Origin of the sequence: Polaromonas vacuolata (assembly GCF_012584515.1) — a bacterium.
Classification (GTDB): Bacteria; Pseudomonadota; Gammaproteobacteria; order Burkholderiales; family Burkholderiaceae_C; genus Polaromonas; species Polaromonas vacuolata.
Genome location: NZ_CP051461.1, coordinates 2,909,119 through 2,929,159 on the forward strand (window position 1 = coordinate 2,909,119; position 20,041 = coordinate 2,929,159).

A 20,041-nucleotide genomic window follows, 5' to 3' on the forward strand; every position below is an offset into this window, starting at 1 on the left:
ATTTGCAGCGCTTTCAAATTTACTGTCAGTCTAGGTCTTCACAAAGTGTGAACCCTCAAGAACGCTTTTTTTCCATCAACCGGCGCGCACGTTCAACCACCGGTGCATCAATCATTTTGCCGTCCAAGGCCACCGCGCCCAAGCCCGCATCTTGCGCCAACTGATAAGCCGCAATAATGCGCTCGGCCAGTGCTAGCTCTGCCGCACTCGGCCTAAAAGCAGCGTTAATCGCGCTAATTTGATTGGGGTGAATCGCCAAAGCGCCAGTAAATCCAAACGCTTTCGCTTTACGCACCAGTTGCTCAAACGCAGGTAAATCGTTGAAGTTGGAAATCGACCCAGGCAATCCCCAAGCCAGCATGTCAAACGCTCTGGCAGCCAACGCTATGCGTTGAGCGGGCTCGCTTAAAGCATATGCATCGGGTTCCACACCAAGACTGGCGGCGAAATCTTCACTGCCAAAACCCAAGCCAATTAAACGGCCTTGGGTTTGCAAAATAGAAGCGATATTAAACAGCCCTTTAGGTGACTCGATTAACGCAATAAATTTAACCGTGCCGGGCTGACGGGTGAATTCAAACTCAAACTGGGAAATGAGTTGATCGACTTCTATCAAAATATCAGCGTCGTCGGTTTTAGGAATCAATATCGCATCCGCACCGGCACGAACGGCTGCACGCACATCAGCTTCAAAATGTACGGCCTCATTATTGACCCGTACCAGCATAGGTAAGCCATGAGGACGGACTTGACCCAGTGCTGAAAAAAGCGCCTCACGCGCTGTATTTTTTTGTGTATGAATGATGGAATCTTCAAGGTCAAAAATTACCGCATCCGCCTGCCGGGTATGGGCACTGGCGATAAATTTTTCATTCAAGGCCGGCACAAAAAGTAGGGAATGAAGCGTGTTGAATGAAAAATTATTTGCCATGACGGACATCAGATAGTTCCAAAAATTTAATTCCCCATGATAAGTCACCGGTATGGCTGAGCAGTCATAGCCAGCAGCCAGAGCATGAGGCAAGTACTCCCCTATACTGCTGGACAAAATGATAAACATGTTTAAAGTTGTTCCAGTAGTTGCACTCTTTTTAGTCACCAACCTCATCACCACCAGCGCCCTCGCCAGCACCGCCTGTCCACAGCATTTCACAGGCGGACAAGCGCCTAGTATTAGTAATCCAAAGCTCAAGCCGCGCAGCCAAGAGGTTTGCTTTGAAGCCTTTGCCGTGCTGCATTCCGGACTTAGCCGCACGCCGATTTACTCGGCCGAGCACCTCACCCGAAGTCGGCTAGAGTTAGCCAAAAAACTCTCCCGCAAAGACTCGTTCCACGCCGAGAGTGAATTACCCGAGCGCGACCGCGCTGAGCTTGCCGACTACTCGCGCTCTGGCTACGACCGTGGCCACATGAGTCCAAATGCAGACATGCCGAATCGCAGCGCCCAAGCCGAGTCTTTTTCTCTGGCCAATATGGTGCCCCAAGTGCATGCCAATAACGCTGGCGTTTGGGCCGGTATTGAAGCTGCTGCGCGACAGCTAGCGCGCACAGAAGGCGAAGTTTACGTATTGTCTGGCCCGCTGTTCGATGGCAACGAGATTGAAAAAATCGGCAATGTATTGGTGCCCACGCATTTGTGGAAACTGCTTTACAGCCCACAGCAGCAACGCGCTGGCGCCTATTTAATTAGCAACGACCAAAGCCAAGATTACGCCAGCATTAGCGTGAGTGATTTAGAAACCAAGACCGGCCTAAAGCTATTGCCTAGCGTGAGTCAAAGCGTTCGCGACAGCGGCATGCAACTGCCTAACCCGTCGTCAAGCCGCAGCAATAGCGCAAACAATGCTGCGAGCAACAAAAAAAATAATCCAGAAGTAGAGGAATTCAAGCCTAGCGAAGTCGCGCTTAAGTTGATCAATGAAGTCCTACGCCTTTTGGTCAACGCATTCAAACAAGCCACTTAATCAACACCCAAAGGCCAACTTATGACACTCGAATTTGTGCCCTTTGCCAACGAGTCGGATGTGATTCGAATCGGTGCGGTAGAAATCGAAAACCGGTTAGACCGCATCAGCATAACCGGCACTCTTGAGCTAACAAAAGACCAAAACGGATTGGCTTTGGCGAAAGAATTGCAACAGCTAATCAAACGCACCATACAACTTTTAGAAGCAGAAAAAAAACTACCACAAAGCGTAGCTATCAAGCCGGTGATGAAAGTAAAAAATCCATTTTTGTAAAAAAATGTATTTCTAATTTAGAAAATTTATTGGCTGAAAAAATTACAGCTGACATAAATAATTCAATGCCAACGCAGCTAACTTTCCCTTTCAAATTAGTAAATTTATAACCTGCAACCGTCAAGTCAAGCCCTTGACCGACAGACTTATTACGAAATTTGCATAAACTTTACCGAACAGTTAGATGCACAGTGCGCGCTGCAAATAAAGGATACGGCAATGTCAAATGAGTTAGATTTTTTGAGCTTACAAGTCGCTAAAGGACGCTTTTCAAGAAGAGATTTTCTAGGCCGCGCCGCAGCCTTAGGCTTGTCAGCTGGCGGCGCAGGTATGTTGCTGACCAACACCGCAATCGCCGCTGGCCCGCAGCGTGGCGGCACCATGAAGGTAGGCCTGTCAGGCGGCTCGACCACCGACAGCCTAGACCCCGCACTGGCCGCATCCAGCGTCACCGTCATTATCAATCGCAGCTGGGGCGAAGAATTAGTTGCGCTCACCGCCGATGGCCGCTTAGAGCCAAAACTAGCCACTGAGTGGGCTGCTTCCCCAGACGCTACTGAATGGACATTCACGATTCGCAGCGGCGTTCAGTTTCACAATGGCAAAACATTAACGCCAGACGATGTGGTCGCCACCATAGAACGACATTCCGGCCCTGACACCAAGTCCGGCGCACTGGGCATCATGCGTGAAATCGAGTCGGTCAAAAGCAATGGCGACAGCGTAGTTTTCTATCTGAAAAACCCCAACGCCGATCTGCCGTATTTACTCAATGACTATCACTTATTGATTCAACCGAATGGCGGCAAAGACGATCCTGCCGCTGGCATTGGCACAGGCCCCTACAAACGCGTTTCTAGCGACGCCGGCGTGCGCTACGTTGGCGAACGTTTTGAAAACTATTGGGCAAAAGACGCACGCGGCCATGCTGCTGAAATCGAAATTTTGATTTTGAACGACAGCACGGCACGCCTGGCCGCGCTGCAAAGCGGCCGTGTCGACATGATTAATCGCGTCGACACCAAAGTGATGAGTTTTATTGACCGCATACCCAGCATCACCACACACTCGGTTCCGGGTCGTGGCCATTACTTGTTAATAGCGCATTGCAACAGCGCACCGTTTGACAACAACGATCTGCGTCTGGCACTGAAGTTCGCAATTGATCGAGAAGAAATGGTCGACAAAATACTCCAAGGCTTCGGCACGATTGGCAATGACAGTCCGATTAACGCGGCCTATCCGCTGTATTCTGAAGCCTTGCCGCAGCGTCCGTTCGACACCGACCGCGCTGCGTTTCATTACAAAAAATCTGGCAATAAAGAGCCGCTTTTACTGCGTACCTCAGACGTTGCATTTCCCGGCGCAATTGATGCTGCGCAGTTGTTCCAAGCCAGTTGTGCCAAAGCCGGTATTCCGATTGAAGTACGCAGAGAGCCGGGTGATGGCTACTGGAATCAAACCTGGAATAAGCAACCCTTTTGCATGTCGTACTGGGAAGGTCGGCCGATACAGGATCAGATGTTCTCCACCGCCTATGTGAGCAATGCAGACTGGAATGAATCGCGATTTTTTCACCCCTCATTTGACAAGATGGCCATAGCCGCACGGGGCGAGTTGGATCAGGCAAAACGCACCGCTATTTACCGCGACATGTCGCTAATGGTGCAAAACCAAGGCGGCTCAATTATTCCAATGTTTAACGACAACATCGCAGCAGTTGGACAACGTATTCAAGGCTGGAAAACGAACCCCAACCTTGAGCTAATGGACAGCATGGCACCATCAGAGTGCTGGTTGAAAGCCTAACTATGACGACTGCGTTCTTACCTCTTCTTTTGCAAATAGCCCGCCGCATTATTGTTGGCATGGTGCTGTTGCTAGGCGTATCGCTACTGATATTTGCCGGCACACAAATGTTGCCGGGAGACCCGGCCCAAGCCGTACTCGGCCAGACCGCCACGCCTGAAGCGTTGGCTAATTTACGTAAAGAAATGGGCTTGGATAAGCCAGCGCCTGAACGCTACGTTAGGTGGCTCTCTGGCGCTGTGGTCGGTGACTTTGGCAAGTCTTTATCCAACAACGAGGACATCGCTGATGCGGTTGGCAAGCGTTTAAATAACACCTTGATACTGGCCAGCGCAGCGGCAGCTTTCTCGGTACCGCTGGCAATTTTTCTTGGCTTGATTGCCGTGCGATACCGCAATGGCGTGATTGATAAAACCATCTCTGGACTCGGTTTAGCGTCGACCGCTCTGCCCGAATTCTTTGTTGCCTATCTATTAATTTATTTCTTTGCCGTGAAGATGCAGTGGCTCACTAGCGTATCCATCGTCTACGACGGCATGCCATTAGGTGAGCGACTCCAAACTATTATTTTGCCGGTACTAGTGCTGACACTGACAGTGCTTGCCCACATGATGCGTATGACGCGGGCGGCAATTTTGAGCGTGATGCAGTCGGCTTATATTGAGACTGCGCAGCTCAAAGGTTTAGCGCCTTTCAAAATCATTTATCGCCATGCCCTGCCAAACGCATTAGCACCCATTATTAATGTGGTGATGCTTAACCTTGCGGTACTGGTGGTTGGCGTGGTGGTGGTTGAAGTAATTTTTGTCTATCCTGGACTCGGTCAATACTTAGTCGACCATGTGGCCAAGCGTGACCTACCCGTGGTGCAAGCCTGTGGTCTTATCTTTGCCACTGTCTACATAGGCATGAATATAGTTGCGGACATTGCTGGATTGGTTGCTAATCCACGCCTGCGCTTTCCAAAATAAATTTATAAAAACACAAAACTAATTTCAAAAAAAGTTTTAGAAAAATTTTAGAAGTAAGGATCTCTTTATGCTTGACTGGCGTCGCCTACCGTTGGCGGGAATCACAGGTTTGATCATCACAACCGGTTTTATTCTCACCGCAATTTTTGCACCTTGGCTTGCGCCCTATCCTGTTACCCAAACCGTGGGTGATGTTTGGGCCTTGCCGTCTCCTGACTATTTATTGGGCACAGACAACTTAGGCCGTGACCTGCTCTCGGGTTTAATTCACGGCACTCGCGTGACACTGTTAATCGCAGGTCTTGCGACCGCGCTGTCGTTCACTTTGGGCGCTAGCTTGGGATTTTTAGCTGCCGTAGCAGGCGGCTGGGTTGACCAAGCGCTGTCCCGCGGCGTAGACCTTTTAATGGCCATACCAACCTTGATTTTTGCACTGGTTGTGCTGTCGGTTTTTCCCTCTACCGTCACCACCTTGGTGTTGGTCATGGGCTTGCTTGATGCGACCCGAGTGTTTCGTTTATCGCGGGCATTGGCCTTAGACATCACCGTGATGGACTATGTTGAAGCGGCGCGCTTACGCGGTGAGAAAAAACTGTGGATTATTTTTCACGAAATCTTACCCAATGCACTGACGCCTTTGGTCTCAGAGCTAGGCATGCGCTTTATTTTTGCCGTGCTGTTTTTGTCGGCTCTGTCGTTTCTAGGCCTTGGCGTACAACCGCCAGACGCGGACTGGGGCGGCATGGTTAAAGCCAATAAGGAAGGCATCATCTTTGGAATTCCAGCGGCCTTGATGCCCGCTGCAGCTATCGCTGTTTTAACCATCTCTATCAATCTGGTGGCCGACTGGATTCTCAAAAGAACTTCCAATTTAAAAGGAGGCCGCAGCAATGGCTGAAGTAGATATGTCAAATGAGTTGGTGTTAGAAATAAAAAATCTGCGCGTCGTCGGTACCGTCTGGCCTAGCAATGCTAAGCCGCGAGAAGTGGTGATCGTGGACGATGTATCGCTCAAACTAAAACGTGGCGAGGTCATGGGTTTGATCGGCGAATCGGGTGCTGGAAAATCAACCGTTGGACTGGCAGCACTCGGCTACGGCCGCGGCGGTTTACGCATCTCTGGCGGCGAGGTCATTCTCAACGGCCGCGACATCATGAAAATTGGCGGCCCGGGCCGGCGCAAGGTGCGCGGCCGTGAAGTCGCCTATGTCGCGCAGTCGGCGGCGCTGGCCTTTAATCCTTCACAACGTTTGATGGATCAAATTGTGGAGACGGCTATCGAGCACAACGTGATGAGCCGAGCCGATGCCGAAAAGCGCGCCACAGAATTGTTCGAAACACTCGGTTTGCCAGATCACGAGAACTTCGGTCAACGCTACCCGCACCAAGTCTCAGGCGGGCAACTTCAGCGCGCCATGACAGTCATGGCGCTGTGCGCAGAGCCCAGTCTTATCGTTTTTGATGAACCCACAACAGCGCTAGACGTGACCACGCAAATTGACGTTTTAGCGGCGATTAAAAATGCAATTCGCCTGACTGGAACGGCCGCCCTCTACATCAGCCATGACTTGGCAGTAGTGGCTCAGGTGTCAGACAAAATCATGGTGTTGCGCGGCGGAAAAATGATTGAGCTGGGGCAAACCGAGCAAATCATTGATGCGCCAGCAGACGACTACACGCGTGAGCTGGTCTCGGTGAGTGCGATTAAACACAAGGAACAAGTTTCCGTGACCGCGCCACTGCTGTGCATTAAGGGCATTAGCGCCAGCTATGGCAATAGCAGCGTATTGGCGCTTGACGACATTAATGTAGAGCTGATGCAAGGCCAGACCTTGGCGCTGGTGGGCGAATCGGGTTCAGGAAAATCGACCTTAGCGCGCGTGATTACCGGCCTATTGCCGCCACGCTCTGGCGAAATTTTGTTTGATGGCCAAAGTCTCACACCCGCATTGGCCGGCCGCAGCATAGACAATTTGCGCGAGTTGCAAATGATTTACCAAATGGCTGACGTGGCCATGAATCCCCGCCACACCGTGGCCGACATCATTGGCCGGCCGCTGACGTTTTACTTTGGGATAAAAGGTGCAGAGCTCAAACGCAAAGTGCAAGAGCTGCTCGACGACATCAAAATGGGCAGCGGCTTTTACGACCGCTATCCGGCCGAGCTCTCGGGCGGACAAAAGCAGCGCGTCTGCATTGCGCGCGCATTGGCGGCAAAGCCCAAACTCATTATTTGTGACGAAGTCACCAGCGCCTTAGATCCACTTGTCTCCAACGATATTTTGAAGCTCTTACTAGACCTGCAAAAGCGCGACAACGTGGCCTATCTTTTCATCACCCATGACATCGCCACGGTGACTGCGATTGCCGACAGCATAGCCGTCATGCACCAAGGCAAGGTCGTGCGTTACGGCGGCCGGGCCGAGGTGTTGACGCCGCCGTTTGACGACTACACCGAACTGCTGCTCTCGTCAGTGCCAGAGATGCACCAAGGCTGGTTAGAAAGCGCTATCGATAGGCGGAAAATATCCAGCGCAGGCAACTAAGAGATGCTGTTTAGCGCAGAGTTTCAACACAAAAACTCTGCGCAAAAATGTATTAAAAAAAGACAAAAAGTAAATCTTTTAAAAGTCTTACCAGCCCCTGACGGGCTGGTGAAATAATCTGAATATTCAGCCTGAATAACTCCCATCGCCGCGTCGCCACCAAGGGAAATACATCAGCACTGGCACTCGACTAAAAACCAGTCTGGCGCCCTGAACTTAGCCTGGCACGCATTCAAAGCCAAAGCCCAACACCGTGACAGTATTGATTAAAACGCGCAGCCTGCTCAACCCAAGGCTGCTGCTTGCCCTGCTCTGCGTCTACGTTATTTGGGGCAGTAGCTACTTGGCGTTTAGCCAACTAGCGGATGAATTTCCCCCTCTGCTACTGGTGGGCACACGCAATTTAGTCGCTGGCGGTCTGCTGCTTTTGTATGCCCACTTTACCGCCCGTGAACGCGCTAGCGCGGTGCAGTGGCGTAATGCGGCATTGGTGGGATTTTTGATGATGGCCGTGGCACCGGCTTTTTTAATGGCCGGCATGCGCTACATAGACAGCGGCTTTGCCGCCGTGATATTTGCCGCCGTCCCCATCATGGTCTGCGTGTTAATGGCCGGCATGGGCCAGTGGGCGACCAAGGCGCAATGGGCAGGCACTTTTGTCGGTATTTTTGGCCTACTCTTGATGCAGCACGGCTTTAACGGCCAGCAACAAGAGGGTCTTTGGTGGATGTTTGGTGCAGTTTTATCCTGCGCTGTTGCAGCCGTTTTGGGCGACCGTCTCGACATGCCGAAAGACGTTGTCGTGTCTACTGGCGCGCAAATGTTGGTGGCCAGTAGTGTGGGTTTGGTTGGTGCAGTCGCGCTCGGCGAGAGCATAGATACTTTGAGCAATAAAGCCATCATGGCTTGGCTTTATCTGACCTTTTTTGTCTCAATTGGCGGCTATGTTTCATATGCCTATTTGGTCGAGCGCAGCGGCCCGATTGCTGCTAACAGCTATGCCTATGTGAATCCACCGATTGCACTCTTAGCCGGCAGCTGGTTTTTAGGCGAGACCTTATCCCGCCGCGAAGTGATGGCCACCACCATCGTGCTGATTGGTGCGCTGATTGTGCTGAGCGGACAGCTTTCAAAAAAATCATCAAAGCCAACGCGCGGTAAAACACTTGGTTCTTCAGCGGCTGCGTAGCCCTCACAAAGACTTATTGAATTGACAAAGCCAGCTGGATTTAGCGCAAGACGTTTAAACCGGTTGCTTCGACTAGCTCCAAACTAGTGACAAGTACTTTATCAATCCGCTTGCCATCAAGGTCAACCACCTCAAAGCGCCAGTTCACGCAGTCAACTGTCTCGCCAGTTTTGAGCAATCGGCCGGAGATGCTTTGCAGCAATCCAGCGACGGTGTTATAGCGACCTCGGCTCTCTTCTGGCAACTCACGGATGTCTAACCTAGCCTTTAACTCGGAGATAGGCATCACACCATCGATGAGCCAGCTGCCATCTTCGCGCTCGGTAGCCCAAGCATCGGTCTCGGCATGCGGGCGCAACTCGCCTGTGATCGCTTCCAACATGTCCATGGGCGTCATCAAGCCTTGCACCACGCCGTACTCGTCAACCACTAGCACCATGCGGGTTGAGCGCTCGCGCAGTTGCTCTAACAGCTCCATTCCGGTGAGTGTCTCGGGTACGAACACGGCGGGTACAACATAGCTGGCGATGCGTTCGGTATCCGGCGAGCGCAGCGCAGCGGGCGCCGTAGCAGCAGCCGTTGCCATAGGCAAACCACCAGAGGCAAAGTCATTCGGTTTAGGGTCTAACTGCCAACGCAAGGCCAGCAAGGTGGCGACATTGACCACACCAACCACGTCATCGAGGCCACCACGGCAGACGGGATACCACGAGTGACCGGTTGCACCGGCCTTGGCAATCGCTTGGGTAACGGTGTCAGTTGCTTCCAGCCAGGCGATGTCTGAGCGCGGCAGCATCAACGAGGTGAGCAGTCTGTCGTCGAGTAAAAAGACGTTTTGCACCATTTGGTGTTCGTGCTCTTCTATCAATCCGGCGTCCACGCCCTCCTCTAGGCTGGCGGCGATTTCCTCTTCCGTCACAGCACGACCGGCGCTGTTATCTATGCGCAGCAGTTTGAGCACGCCCAGCGTGCTTAGCGACAACAACCCGACAAAAGGCTTAAAACCAGTAGCCACCCACATCATGGGGCGTGAAACCAAGCGCGCCACAGGTTCTGGATAAAGCTGGCCGATGCGCTTGGGCACCAGTTCGCCAAACACAATCGTCAAAAAGGTAATCACGGCCACTACCAAAGCAGTGGCAGAGATTTCGGCAGCGCGAGACGCTATGCCAAAGCCCTGCAACCATTCGGCTAAGCCACCGCTGAAGGCGGCCTCGCCAATAATGCCGTTAATCATGCCAATCGACGTGATACCAACTTGCACCGAGGACAGAAATTGGGTCGGATTCGAGAGCAGAACAATCGCACTTTCAGCGCCCTTATCGCCCGCTTCTGACATAGCTGAAAGCCTGGCTTTTCGGCTAGATGCCAAGGCCATTTCTGAGAGTGCGAATACGCCGTTTAGCAGCGTGAGAAAAAGAATTAAGAAAATATCCATGCGTATCAAAAGTTGGAAAACGCCTCACCCCCATCAAAGAGTCGGGCAATCAATTGTCACTGATACTTAGACCTGATGATGAATGAAAAACAGGTTACGTAATGAATTACTGTATTGGCGACCTTCAAGGCTGCTTTACTCCGCTGCAGCGCTTGCTGGAAAAAATCGATTTCTCGCCTAGCCGAGACACACTTTACCTGCTCGGCGATCTGGTTAACCGCGGCCCTGAGTCACTTGCGGTGCTGCGCTACCTGAGCGCACTGGGCAGCAGTGCGCAATGCCTATTGGGCAACCACGACTTGCATTTGCTGGCTATCTGGCAGGGCGTACGCGAGCCGGGTCGTAGCGACACCTTAGAGGCCGTACTGCAAGCGCCTGACCGCGAGCAGCTGCTGGACTGGCTGCGCCACCGGCCTATGGCAATGCAGTCTCATGGCTGGCTTATGGTGCATGCCGGCGTTTTGCCGCAGTGGAGCACAGCGCAAACTATGGCACTGGCCGCAGAGGTGGAGCAGGCCTTGCGTGGGCCGCCGTTCAAAGACTTTTTACGCGATATGTACGGCAACCTACCCACAGTTTGGCGTGAAGATTTGCGCGGTATGGATAGATTAAGAGTGATAGTCAATGCACTAACCCGGCTGCGTTTTTGCTCAATAGAGGGCGAGATGGATTTCACCAGTAATGGTGCTGCGGACAGCGCGCCAAACGGTTACTCACCCTGGTTTGATTTTGCCAGCCCAGCCAGCGCAAACCAATCAATCGCTTTCGGTCACTGGTCAACACTGGCTGCCGGCGGCGACAAGCCACCGGTCTTGAAACACAACACACTCGCCTTAGATACTGGCTGTCTTTGGGGTGGTTGTTTGACGGCTGCGCGCATCGGCGTAGCACCACAGTTTGAGCTGCTACAGGTTGACTGTGAGCAGTCCGCAAAACCAAGGAAAAAAGCGCGCTAAGCGCCAAACAAACAATAAGTGCGTTAGCGCCGTGCGGCGTTTTTAAGCGGCGGCTAGCGATCCTGTACAGCGCTATTGGCTGCGCGGATCGCAGAATAATGGGCAGCATGTATCGCCCGCGCTTTTAGCGAAGCATCTGACCACGCGCGCGCTACGCTGGCGGCGAGCAGTAGCACGGCAGATGAGAAATAAATCCACATCAAAATTACAACCAAGGAGCCGGCCGCGCCATAGGCCGAGACAATGGCTGCGGTCGAGAGATAAAACGCAAGCAAATGCTTGCCAAGTGAAAACAGCAAAGCACCCACGCAAGCACCAAAAATCAAAAATCGCGAAGCTGGTTTTGGGCCAGCACTCATACGCATCAAGGCCACAAAGAGTGCGACACAAAAACCAAAGGAAATCACTTCATTGATCAAAAGACCGATTTCGGCTACCGGCAGGTACTCGCTCGCCCAAGTAGAAAGTAGCCGAAAAAAAGTCGCTACTGAAAGTGACACCAATAGCAAAAAGCCAAAGGCCAAAATACACGCGATGCCGCGCAAACGCAGCGTAGCGCCGTACCACCATTTTTGCGTTACCGGCGCTTGCCCATCTTGGAGCCAGAGGCGCCCAAAAGCGGCTTGCATCTCAGCGAAAATGCCAGTCGCACCAAAAATAAGCAGCACGAAAGCGATCACAGACGCGACTATGCCTTGGGTTGGCTCCTGAGCACTGGCCAGCGCTTGCTTGAGCAATTGCGCGCCCTGAACGCCAATGACTGCGCCGATTTCACGTATGAGATTGGTTTCTATGTAAGTGTGGTCTAGCCACCAGCCAAGTAAACCGACCACCATCACCAGCAACGGTGCCAAGCTGAGCAAGCCATAAAAAGACATGGCTGCACTCATACTCAGGCCACCAGCGTCTAGCCATTGGCGTATGGCACGCTTGATCAGCCGAAAAATAAGCAAAGGTGAAAGCAGGCCTATGCTGAACCGGGCCAGCTGTAAGGCCTTGCCGTTGGCTGAATTGTTGGTTGTGGATTCAGTCAGCTTGGACATCTAAAGCTTTCAAAACGACAAACCAGGCCAAGGCATGGTCTGAAAGATGGAGGCGTCGACTGAAAGAACGAATCAGACCTCGGCAGGCTTGAACAAAGCAGCGACTTTTTTCCTCGCCTTGATATTGGCCGACACACCGCTACGAGCTGGACTGGTCTTGGCCGCTGAATCCCATGCGGGAGGCGTATCCGTCGCAATCGGCTTGGACTCATAAGGCTGAGAGAAAAACGGATCGCGCGACTGGGCGGTTTGGCGCGTAGGCGTGTATTCGCGCCGCTCACGTGGCTCACGTGATTCACGGCGGGGTTCACGCGCTGATGTTTCGCGGCCAGCATTTTCTTGCTCATCACGGTACATGCGGCGACCGTCATTGATACGTCCTTGCTCGCTAATACGCGGCTGGTCTTCGTCGTAGACCATGGGTTCAATTTCGATTTTGGTCTTGATGAGCTTTTCAATATCGGCCACCAAGCGCTGATCGCTTGGGGCGACAAAACTCACCGCAAGACCAGATGCGCCGGCACGGCCAGTACGGCCAATGCGGTGCACGTAGTCCTCGGCATTAAACGGCACATCAAAGTTAAATACCGCTGGCACGTCCTTGATGTCTAGTCCGCGTGCAGCCACATCGGTGCAAACCAGCAAATCGACGGCGCCGCTTTTAAAGGCTTCTAACGCCTTTAAACGCTCGTCTTGGCTTTTATCGCCGTGCAGCGCAGTGGTCTTGAGGCCTTCGCGCTCAAGCGATCGCGCCAGCCGGGCGCAGCCGAGCTTGCTGTTAACAAACACAAAAGCCTGCTTCATTCCGCGAGTCTTGAGCACTTGATGCAAGGCACGGCGCTTGTCGTCAGAGCCGACGCTAAAGAAATGTTGCTCGACAGTCGACGCTGTTGCGTTTGATCTAGCCACCTCAATAGTGACCGGGTCTTGTAGATAGCTCGACGCGAGTCGTTTGATTTCAGGCGAGAAAGTAGCCGAGAACAGCAAGGTGATGCGTTTTTTGGGCAAATAGCTCAGGATGCGCTCTAAGTCAGGCAAAAATCCAATGTCAAGCATGCGGTCGGCTTCGTCTAAGACCACGTACTCAACTTGATTAAGAACCGCGTTCTTAGCCTCGATATGGTCTAGCAAACGACCTGGTGTGGCCACTAGTACTTCAACGCCTTTTTTAAGTTCAGCAGTTTGTACCTTCATGTCCATACCGCCAAACACGCAAGTGCTGCGCAGATTGGTATGTTTAGCATACAGCTCGACCTGCTCACCGACTTGCACCGCCAGCTCACGGGTAGGTAGCAACACCAAAGCGCGCACCGGATGACGGGCGGGCGAGGTGGATGCGTTCTCATGCTTCATCATGCGTTGCAGCAATGGCAGGGCGAAGGCGGCAGTTTTGCCGGTACCGGTTTGCGCGGCTCCCATCACGTCTTTGCCTTGCAGCACGACCGGAATGGCCTGCGCTTGAATCGGTGTCATGGTTTCGTAGCCCATCTCGGCTACGGCGCGGGCCAGCGGTTCTGCCAGCGAAAGTGTGGAAAAAGATGATGTCATTAGCCTCGGATTGTCGCACTTTGGCCCGAGCAGCTAAAAACACTCGCGCATTGCCTTACGGGTAAACACTGGTGAACACTCTGCTGGCTATTTTTTATCCTTGATGCGCTACACATTGCATAGCAAGAATTAAGCGCCAGAAATGAGCCCGAGTGATTTTTAACAAATTAAATCGACTTTTTAGTCGCCTCAAACAGACGGCCTCAGCGATGATTATTTTGCGGCCCACACACTAAAAAGACCTTTTTGAAAGCCTTGTCTTAAGATGGAAAACATTCATTAACGACGCAAGGCTGGTGAACTCAGCAGACCCGAAACCGTCAAACACAGCGCATGCACAGTGAAATGTGCAGCAACAAACACAGTGAAGCACAAAGAACCAAATCAGAAACTGAGGACACAAGCACCATGACTCGCCTATTGACCCTAAAAATCCTGATTAACTCAAGCAGACATCAGCTTGCCAAGCATTGGCAGCGGGTCAAGGCGCGGTTGGCGGCAAGTTTAGCCATCGCCCTCATCGCCGGTTGTGCCGGCCCTTTGACAACCAAAGTCAGCAACTTCAACCAATGGCCGCAAGACGCAGCTGGCAGCAATTTTATTTTTACGGTGCCAGCCAGTAAAGGCTATGAGTTGGAACAACAAAGCTATGAAAACCAAGTGCAGGCAGAACTGGGAAAACAAGGTTTGCAGCCAGCCAAATCGGCTCAAAACGCCCGCTTTGAGGTCGATCTGATTACCAGCAGCAGCCTCAGCGAAGACAAATACTTGCAACCGGTTTACCAGGACTTCTACATTTACCAGCCGCCACATCGAGACCAAAACGGCAATTTATATTGGCCGCCCAGCCTGTTTGCCCCGCGCTATGTAGGCGAGCGCGAAATCACGCGCACGCTGCAAACCAGTACCCTTAGAGTTCAAATACGCGACCGTGCGGCAACAGCCAAGCCTGGCGTGGTGTTTGAGTCGCAAGCCACTTACGAGGGTGATCCAAGGGACTTACCCAAACTCGTACCCTATCTGGCGCGCGCAGTGTTTAATGGCTTTCCAGGCATGAACGGCAGCATAAAACTGGTCAAATTCGATACCAAAACGGGCGAGCTACTCAAGCCATAAGCATCGGATATGCGGTCTGTAGTCTGTGGACTGAGCTAGCTAAAGCAATAGCTTTTTTGGTTTCAAACCATGGGTTCGATCTATCACTGGCCATGCCATTACGGGCTTGGACTAGCTTGGACGGGGTTTTAGCGGGCCTCTGACGGCCATCTAACAGGCATATAAATGCACTTTTGCTGCCCTAAACCAAGTAACACGACCTAACTTTTAATCGCCGGCGAGCTAGTCGGTTAGATTTTTTTAATCCGAAAAACACTCACTATGACTATTTTGCTCACGCCCGAAGAAACCGCCGCTGTTTTGCCTTGGCAAGGTCTGGTCGACGAGCTGAGACTGGTCGCCCTCGATGCCTCGGTCAAAGTTCCCGCACGACTGGTTCAACCCCTAGCCCAAGGCGCAAACTTGTTGATCATGCCAGCGCTGGACAGCGATACCGCTATCACCAAGCTAATCACCCACACACCCGCGAATGCAGACAAGGGTAGACCAACCATCCAAGGCGACGTCATTATTTTTGATGTTGCCACCGGACAGCGCCTAAAAATGCTCGACGGCCCGACCGTCACCGCACGCCGAACCGCCGCTGTCTCAGCGTTGGCAGCGCGCGAATTAGCCAGCCAACCTAAAGGGCCGCTGTTGGTGGTGGGCGCCGGTGTTCAGGGCAAAGCCCATATAGAGGCCTTTGCGGCGGTGCTGGGCACACAACAGGTGATGATTGCTTCGCGCAGTGATGCCAGTGCGCAGGCCTTGGCCAGACATGCGCAAAGTCTGGGCTTGAAAGCCAGCGTAGTGCAAGACGCTAACGCAGCGCTGGCCGACTGCGCACTGACGGTGACGTGCACACCAGCTAGCAGTGTTGTGCTGTCCAGTCTGCCTAAAGGAGATAGTTTTATCAGTGCAGTGGGCGCATTCACGCCAAAAATGATTGAATTAAGTGCCGACTTGTGTCGGCATTTCACCCGCCATGGGCGGGTGGTAGTTGACACCATTGATGCGCTGCATGAGGCGGGAGACCTGCTACAAGCAGGTCTCGATCCCAGCGCTTACCCAAACCTTGCCGATATTCTCAAAGAAAAAAAGCGCCTAAACCGAACCGGTTGCGTGCTGTTTAAAAGTTGCGGCTGGGCTGGCTGGGATCTGGCTGCTGCCCGGTTAGCACTAAAGGCTTGAACCGGGGCCCGGCTCATTTTGATTTTGTTGTGATTTGTTGCGCGCTGTTGCCCTTGAAGTCAGCCATCATGGGTGAAATATCTACACCTTGCGCGCCTAAAATCTGGCCGAAAGTTTGACCGGCTTTTTTAAAGGCTGCAATATTGGCTTCGAGCTGGCCTTGGGTGGGAATGAAGTAGCCGACGATTTGTCCGTAACGGGCAACGGCAACTGGTGTGCCTGACGCTAAAAACTGAGCCAATTCAGCGCGGAACTGGCGAATACCAACTTTTGGTGTATCCATAGACATAATAAATTCCTGAAATTTAAAGGTTGAGAAATTAAAAACTTAAAAAAAACAGCGTGACGGGTTTAACGTTAGCTGGGTAGAGATTGGGTTTTTAAGGCAATCAATACAGCTTGTCTGCCGAATCGACGGCTTGCGCCTAGCCTTACAAAGACTGCCAGTAACGCGAAACGCGCTACCGTCAAAAAAATTACAAAATGTAACAAACCGTCTCAAATACACTCAGGCCTCCTTGTAGTAAGAATGTGGACAGAAATGTATCTCTATTAACGAGAAGCATCAAGATAGTTTTTATGTATTTTTAAAATACAACATGCAACAAATTGTTTTTTGTGTCGAAAGAAGAAAAAAACGACTTGGAAAAAGTCGGTTCGGCGACAAAAATCTATCGTTTAGCCTGAGCCTTATTTTTGATTCAAAAAAAAGCCCAGCGCGGTCGTCAAGACCGGCGCTGGGCCGCTTTAAAGTAAAAGAAAAAGTCTAATTTATGCCCTAGGTAAGGTTACGCCCACCTGACCTTGGTATTTACCGCCACGGTCTTTGTAAGAAGTCTCGCAGACTTCATCGCTTTCAAAAAACAGTACTTGAGCGCAGCCTTCGCCGGCATAAATTTTGGCTGGTAGCGGCGTGGTGTTAGAGAACTCCAGCGTCACATAACCTTCCCATTCGGGTTCAAACGGCGTGACGTTGACGATGATGCCGCAGCGCGCATAAGTGCTTTTACCCAAACATATGGTCAGCACATTGCGGGGGATACGAAAGTACTCCATGGTGCGGGCTAGTGCAAAACTATTCGGCGGAATAATGCAGCTGTCGCCATAAAAATCGACAAAGCTTTTTTCATCAAAATTCTTTGGGTCAACCACCGTACTGTGGATGTTGGTGAAGACCTTGAACTCGGGTGCGCAGCGTATGTCGTAGCCATAGCTGCTGGTGCCATAGCTGATGATTTTTTGGGTTTGCCCGTCAACTTCGCGCTGACGCACTTGTTTAGGCTCAAAAGGCTCAATCATGCCGGTCGTCTCGGCCATGTGACGTATCCATCGGTCGCTTTTAATGCTCATCGTTTACTCCTGCTGAAATGGTGGGGAATCGGCATTAAGCCGGATCGGGACGCCGGCAATATAAGTCGCTTCAACCAACCTATCATCGCCCAGCACAATCATGGAAAACAGTAATTCATCAAGACTCACTGCCTGCGTTGTCTTGCGTGCGAGCAGCGGCGTGGCGCATGGGTTGAGGACGATAAAGTCAGCTTCGCAACCGGGCAGCAAATTACCCACCACGCCGGCCAAGCCCAGCGCCCGCGCCGCGCCCGCACTGTGCTGCCACCAGAGCACCGCTGGCTTTAGCGATAAGCCCGGCTTGGTCTGGCCTTCGCGGCCAACGTAGTAAGCGGCCAGCATGGTGTGAAAAGGACTAAAGCTAGTACCGCCGCCCACATCGCTGGCCAAGCCGTATAAAAAGCCGGCTTGATCGGCGGCTTGAAAATCAAAAAAACCACTGCCTAAAAACAAGTTGCTGGTCGGGCAGACGGCGGCGGCGGCGCCGGTCTGTCGCATCAAATCTCGGTCTTGGCTATCGAGATGAATGCAGTGCGCGTACACCGCACGTGGCCTGAGTAGGCCGAACTGTCGGTAAACATCGAGATAACTGCGCGCCTTGGGGTAAAGACTGCGGACCCAAGCGACTTCGTCAAGGTTTTCCGCCACATGAGACTGAATCCAAACATCCGGGTAACGGCTGGCCAGTTCACCCGCACCAGCCAATTGGGCCGCGCTACTAGTGGGCACAAAGCGCGGCGTGATCGCGTAGCCCAAGCGGTCCACGCCGTGCCAGCGGGCAATCAAGGCCTCGCTATCGCGCAAGCTTTGTTCGGTCTGATCGCGCACGCCGTCGGGCGCGTTCTGATCCATCAAAACCTTGCCGGCTATGACGCGCATACCGCGCTGCTGGGCTTGACCCAAGAGCGCATCAACCGAGGCCACATGCGAGCTGGCAAAAGCCAGTGCCGTGGTCACGCCGTTGCGCAGCAACTCGCCCAGAAAAAATTCAGCCGCTTGGGCGTTGTATTCGGGGCTTGAAAACCGCGTTTCATGCGGAAAGGTGTAATTCTCCAGCCACGGCAACAGGCCTTCAGCCGGTGATCCAATCACATCGAGCTGCGGATAGTGGAGATGCATATCGACAAAGCCAGGCGCAATAATGCGGCCAGGAAAATGGCTGATTAGCAAAGCTGGCTCAAGATCCGCGTAGCGCGCCAACACCGCGCGGTACTCGCCGATAGCGACCACCCGCTGGCGTCCCGAGTCATCTGGAGCGATCACCAGCAGACCGTCTTTTTCATAAACTGCCGAGCCGACCTCACCCGCGCTAGAAGCGGCAAAGTAAAGCAAGCTAGCCCGAAAAGCTTTCATGCGCCGTCCCGGGTCAGCGTGCAGCTGTCAGCTATAGAGTCGCGCCAGACGCGTACTTTGGACAGTTGAGGAAGTTTTGGCAGCAAATCGCGCCAGATAAAAGCGCAGAGGTTCTCTAAGGTGGGTGCGCCTAAGCCAGCGACCTCATCGAGAAAATGATGGTCTAACTGGTTTTTGATGGACTCAATTTCCAGCCGTACTTGGCCCAAATCTAGCACCATGCCGGTTTGCGCATCCGGTTTGCCCTTGAGCGCTACCTCGCACCAGTAGGTGTGGCCGTGAATGCGGCGACTGCCCAAGGTTTCAATGTCTCGGTCCAAGGTGTGCGCTGCATCGAAGAAAAATTTCTGACCTATTTCAAATTGCATGGTTTAACGAATGCCGGTTATTTTGTGCGTCTGCAAGCTCAGTCGCCAAGCCGGACGTTCAAGGCAAAGGGCGATGCAGTCTTCGGTGTTAGCCTGGCGCAGCACGTTGTCCATGGGCTGCAGATAGCGCTGTTCAAAGTCTGCCGCTTCCATCTCATCAAGACTAAAACTAGTTTGTGGCCAGACCAGTTTGAGCTCATGGCCGCTGCGCTGCACCCAAGGCGCACCGGCTTTAGGGCTGACACAAATCCAGTCTATGCCAGCGGGAGCAGCCAAACTGCCGTTGGTTTCCACCGCAATTTTGAAGTCTAGTGCGTGCAGCGCAGCGATCAAGTCGGCATCGACTTGCAGCAAGGGCTCGCCACCCGTCATCACCACAAAACGATGGGCTTTGTCCCCGGCTGGCCAGAGCGCGGCAATTTGCGCGGCCAGAGCTTGGGCATCTGAATATTTGCCACCTAAAGTGCCGTCAGTGCCGACAAAATCGGTATCGCAAAACTGACAAATTGCAGTCGCTCTGTCTGCTTCACGCCCAGACCATAGATTGCAGCCAGCGAAGCGGCAAAACACCGCCGGCCGACCAGCGTTAGAACCTTCACCCTGAAGAGTGTAGAAAATTTCTTTGACCTGATAGCTCATGGATTGCGCCTAAGAATCAGGTGATGAGAAATAAAACAGGCAGCGCCATGGCTTAAGAATGCCGGGGCCGCGAGGTTTTTGTACATGGTAGTCCTCTACATGGCCCCGATACAAAAAGTCTGCAATTACGTCGGGGCGACGCCAAATGCAAGAAAGAATTTTAACTGACTAGGCTAAGCCGAATAAGCCTTTGAAAATATCCATGCTGCTACCGGTTGATCGTCACTAGTAGCGATTAACTGGTGACACGCGTGAAGCACGCTGGCAGGGGAGTTAAAGACAACTCAAAAAGCTTAAATAACTGA

The 20,041-nt window shown here is 52.4% G+C and carries 19 protein-coding genes; 10 read left to right on the top strand and 9 right to left on the bottom strand.

Features of this window, described 5'->3' with window-relative positions; all coding sequences use genetic code 11:
- Positions 1 to 55: 55 nt before the first annotated feature.
- On the bottom strand, positions 56 to 940 hold the full coding sequence (locus tag HC248_RS13250; RefSeq protein WP_168922884.1) for an HpcH/HpaI aldolase/citrate lyase family protein: 885 nt from the start codon (positions 938 to 940) through the stop codon (positions 56 to 58).
- A gap of 118 nt (positions 941 to 1,058) precedes the next feature.
- Here HC248_RS13250 and HC248_RS13255 point away from each other — a divergent pair, with 118 nt between their 5' ends.
- The 7 genes from HC248_RS13255 (at position 1,059) to HC248_RS13285 (ending at position 8,755) form a co-directional block, all read left to right on the top strand.
- Complete coding sequence (locus HC248_RS13255) at positions 1,059 to 1,964, top strand: DNA/RNA non-specific endonuclease (RefSeq protein WP_168922885.1); 906 nt, start codon at positions 1,059 to 1,061, stop codon at positions 1,962 to 1,964.
- Positions 1,965 to 1,985: 21 nt separating this feature from the next.
- A complete protein-coding gene (locus tag HC248_RS13260; RefSeq protein WP_168922886.1) occupies positions 1,986 to 2,240 on the top strand; it encodes a hypothetical protein in 255 nt (84 codons plus the stop codon).
- Positions 2,241 to 2,459: 219 nt separating this feature from the next.
- Positions 2,460 to 4,049 (top strand): ABC transporter substrate-binding protein, encoded by a 1,590-nt coding sequence (locus HC248_RS13265; protein ID WP_168922887.1) that lies wholly within the window; start codon positions 2,460 to 2,462, stop codon positions 4,047 to 4,049.
- A gap of 2 nt (positions 4,050 to 4,051) precedes the next feature.
- On the top strand, positions 4,052 to 5,020 hold the full coding sequence (locus HC248_RS13270; RefSeq protein WP_168922888.1) for an ABC transporter permease: 969 nt from the start codon (positions 4,052 to 4,054) through the stop codon (positions 5,018 to 5,020).
- Positions 5,021 to 5,087: 67 nt separating this feature from the next.
- On the top strand, positions 5,088 to 5,918 hold the full coding sequence (locus tag HC248_RS13275; RefSeq protein ID WP_168922889.1) for an ABC transporter permease: 831 nt from the start codon (positions 5,088 to 5,090) through the stop codon (positions 5,916 to 5,918).
- Complete coding sequence (locus HC248_RS13280) at positions 5,911 to 7,566, top strand: ABC transporter ATP-binding protein (protein ID WP_168922890.1); 1,656 nt, start codon at positions 5,911 to 5,913, stop codon at positions 7,564 to 7,566. Before HC248_RS13275 ends, HC248_RS13280 begins: the two co-directional genes overlap by 8 nt.
- Positions 7,567 to 7,819: 253 nt before the next feature.
- A complete protein-coding gene (locus HC248_RS13285) occupies positions 7,820 to 8,755 on the top strand; it encodes an EamA family transporter (protein WP_168922891.1) in 936 nt (311 codons plus the stop codon).
- Between the two features lie 40 nt (positions 8,756 to 8,795).
- On the opposite strand, the gene HC248_RS13290 is transcribed toward HC248_RS13285, so the two are convergent.
- A complete protein-coding gene (locus tag HC248_RS13290; protein WP_168922892.1) occupies positions 8,796 to 10,193 on the bottom strand; it encodes a hemolysin family protein in 1,398 nt (465 codons plus the stop codon).
- Between the two features lie 101 nt (positions 10,194 to 10,294).
- Here HC248_RS13290 and HC248_RS13295 point away from each other — a divergent pair, with 101 nt between their 5' ends.
- A complete protein-coding gene (locus tag HC248_RS13295) occupies positions 10,295 to 11,149 on the top strand; it encodes a symmetrical bis(5'-nucleosyl)-tetraphosphatase (protein ID WP_168922893.1) in 855 nt (284 codons plus the stop codon).
- A 53-nt stretch (positions 11,150 to 11,202) separates the two neighbouring features.
- Here HC248_RS13295 and HC248_RS13300 read toward each other — a convergent pair whose 3' ends face one another.
- A complete protein-coding gene (locus HC248_RS13300; protein ID WP_168922894.1) occupies positions 11,203 to 12,192 on the bottom strand; it encodes a YihY/virulence factor BrkB family protein in 990 nt (329 codons plus the stop codon).
- A 72-nt stretch (positions 12,193 to 12,264) separates the two neighbouring features.
- Entirely contained in the window at positions 12,265 to 13,740 is a 1,476-nt protein-coding gene (locus HC248_RS13305) for a DEAD/DEAH box helicase (protein WP_168922895.1), read from the bottom strand.
- A gap of 408 nt (positions 13,741 to 14,148) precedes the next feature.
- Between HC248_RS13305 and HC248_RS13310 the strand changes: the two genes are divergently transcribed.
- Together HC248_RS13310 and HC248_RS13315 are read left to right on the top strand one after the other, a co-directional pair.
- Positions 14,149 to 14,856 (top strand): DUF4136 domain-containing protein, encoded by a 708-nt coding sequence (locus tag HC248_RS13310; protein WP_168922896.1) that lies wholly within the window; start codon positions 14,149 to 14,151, stop codon positions 14,854 to 14,856.
- Positions 14,857 to 15,117: 261 nt separating this feature from the next.
- The gene (locus HC248_RS13315) at positions 15,118 to 16,026 is read left to right on the top strand and encodes a delta(1)-pyrroline-2-carboxylate reductase family protein (protein WP_168922897.1); all 909 of its coding nucleotides are present in this window, start codon (positions 15,118 to 15,120) and stop codon (positions 16,024 to 16,026) included.
- Between the two features lie 13 nt (positions 16,027 to 16,039).
- Here the strand turns inward: HC248_RS13315 and HC248_RS13320 are convergent, their stop codons facing one another.
- The 5 genes from HC248_RS13320 to queE form a co-directional block, all read right to left on the bottom strand.
- On the bottom strand, positions 16,040 to 16,309 hold the full coding sequence (locus HC248_RS13320; RefSeq protein WP_168922898.1) for a type II toxin-antitoxin system Phd/YefM family antitoxin: 270 nt from the start codon (positions 16,307 to 16,309) through the stop codon (positions 16,040 to 16,042).
- Positions 16,310 to 16,797: 488 nt separating this feature from the next.
- A complete protein-coding gene (dcd, locus tag HC248_RS13325) occupies positions 16,798 to 17,376 on the bottom strand; it encodes a dCTP deaminase (RefSeq protein ID WP_168922899.1) in 579 nt (192 codons plus the stop codon).
- 3 nt (positions 17,377 to 17,379) lie between these two features.
- Complete coding sequence (gene guaD, locus HC248_RS13330) at positions 17,380 to 18,729, bottom strand: guanine deaminase (RefSeq protein ID WP_168922900.1); 1,350 nt, start codon at positions 18,727 to 18,729, stop codon at positions 17,380 to 17,382.
- Positions 18,726 to 19,097, bottom strand: a complete 372-nt coding sequence (locus tag HC248_RS13335; RefSeq protein ID WP_168922901.1) for a 6-pyruvoyl trahydropterin synthase family protein — start codon at positions 19,095 to 19,097, stop codon at positions 18,726 to 18,728. Before HC248_RS13335 ends, guaD begins: the two co-directional genes overlap by 4 nt.
- 3 nt (positions 19,098 to 19,100) lie before the next feature.
- Positions 19,101 to 19,736, bottom strand: a complete 636-nt coding sequence (gene queE, locus HC248_RS13340; protein ID WP_168922902.1) for a 7-carboxy-7-deazaguanine synthase — start codon at positions 19,734 to 19,736, stop codon at positions 19,101 to 19,103.
- Positions 19,737 to 20,041 lie beyond the last annotated feature (305 nt).

What these genes read in the sequence shown, in the direction of transcription:
- HC248_RS13290 (WP_168922892.1), bottom strand. Translation starts at nt 10,193, where the DNA reads ATGGATATTTTCTTAATTCTTTTTCTCACGCTGCTAAACGGCGTATTC.
- HC248_RS13320 (WP_168922898.1), bottom strand. Translation starts at nt 16,309, where the DNA reads ATGGATACACCAAAAGTTGGTATTCGCCAGTTCCGCGCTGAATTGGCT.
- guaD (WP_168922900.1), bottom strand. Translation starts at nt 18,729, where the DNA reads ATGAAAGCTTTTCGGGCTAGCTTGCTTTACTTTGCCGCTTCTAGCGCG.
- HC248_RS13300 (WP_168922894.1), bottom strand. Translation starts at nt 12,192, where the DNA reads ATGTCCAAGCTGACTGAATCCACAACCAACAATTCAGCCAACGGCAAG.
- HC248_RS13305 (WP_168922895.1), bottom strand. Translation starts at nt 13,740, where the DNA reads ATGACATCATCTTTTTCCACACTTTCGCTGGCAGAACCGCTGGCCCGC.
- HC248_RS13335 (WP_168922901.1), bottom strand. Translation starts at nt 19,097, where the DNA reads ATGCAATTTGAAATAGGTCAGAAATTTTTCTTCGATGCAGCGCACACC.
- HC248_RS13250 (WP_168922884.1), bottom strand. Translation starts at nt 940, where the DNA reads ATGTCCGTCATGGCAAATAATTTTTCATTCAACACGCTTCATTCCCTA.
- dcd (WP_168922899.1), bottom strand. Translation starts at nt 17,376, where the DNA reads ATGAGCATTAAAAGCGACCGATGGATACGTCACATGGCCGAGACGACC.
- HC248_RS13265 (WP_168922887.1), top strand. Translation starts at nt 2,460, where the DNA reads ATGTCAAATGAGTTAGATTTTTTGAGCTTACAAGTCGCTAAAGGACGC.
- HC248_RS13260 (WP_168922886.1), top strand. Translation starts at nt 1,986, where the DNA reads ATGACACTCGAATTTGTGCCCTTTGCCAACGAGTCGGATGTGATTCGA.
- queE (WP_168922902.1), bottom strand. Translation starts at nt 19,736, where the DNA reads ATGAGCTATCAGGTCAAAGAAATTTTCTACACTCTTCAGGGTGAAGGT.
- HC248_RS13270 (WP_168922888.1), top strand. Translation starts at nt 4,052, where the DNA reads ATGACGACTGCGTTCTTACCTCTTCTTTTGCAAATAGCCCGCCGCATT.
- HC248_RS13310 (WP_168922896.1), top strand. Translation starts at nt 14,149, where the DNA reads ATGACTCGCCTATTGACCCTAAAAATCCTGATTAACTCAAGCAGACAT.
- HC248_RS13280 (WP_168922890.1), top strand. Translation starts at nt 5,911, where the DNA reads ATGGCTGAAGTAGATATGTCAAATGAGTTGGTGTTAGAAATAAAAAAT.
- HC248_RS13315 (WP_168922897.1), top strand. Translation starts at nt 15,118, where the DNA reads ATGACTATTTTGCTCACGCCCGAAGAAACCGCCGCTGTTTTGCCTTGG.
- HC248_RS13255 (WP_168922885.1), top strand. Translation starts at nt 1,059, where the DNA reads ATGTTTAAAGTTGTTCCAGTAGTTGCACTCTTTTTAGTCACCAACCTC.
- HC248_RS13275 (WP_168922889.1), top strand. Translation starts at nt 5,088, where the DNA reads ATGCTTGACTGGCGTCGCCTACCGTTGGCGGGAATCACAGGTTTGATC.
- HC248_RS13295 (WP_168922893.1), top strand. Translation starts at nt 10,295, where the DNA reads ATGAATTACTGTATTGGCGACCTTCAAGGCTGCTTTACTCCGCTGCAG.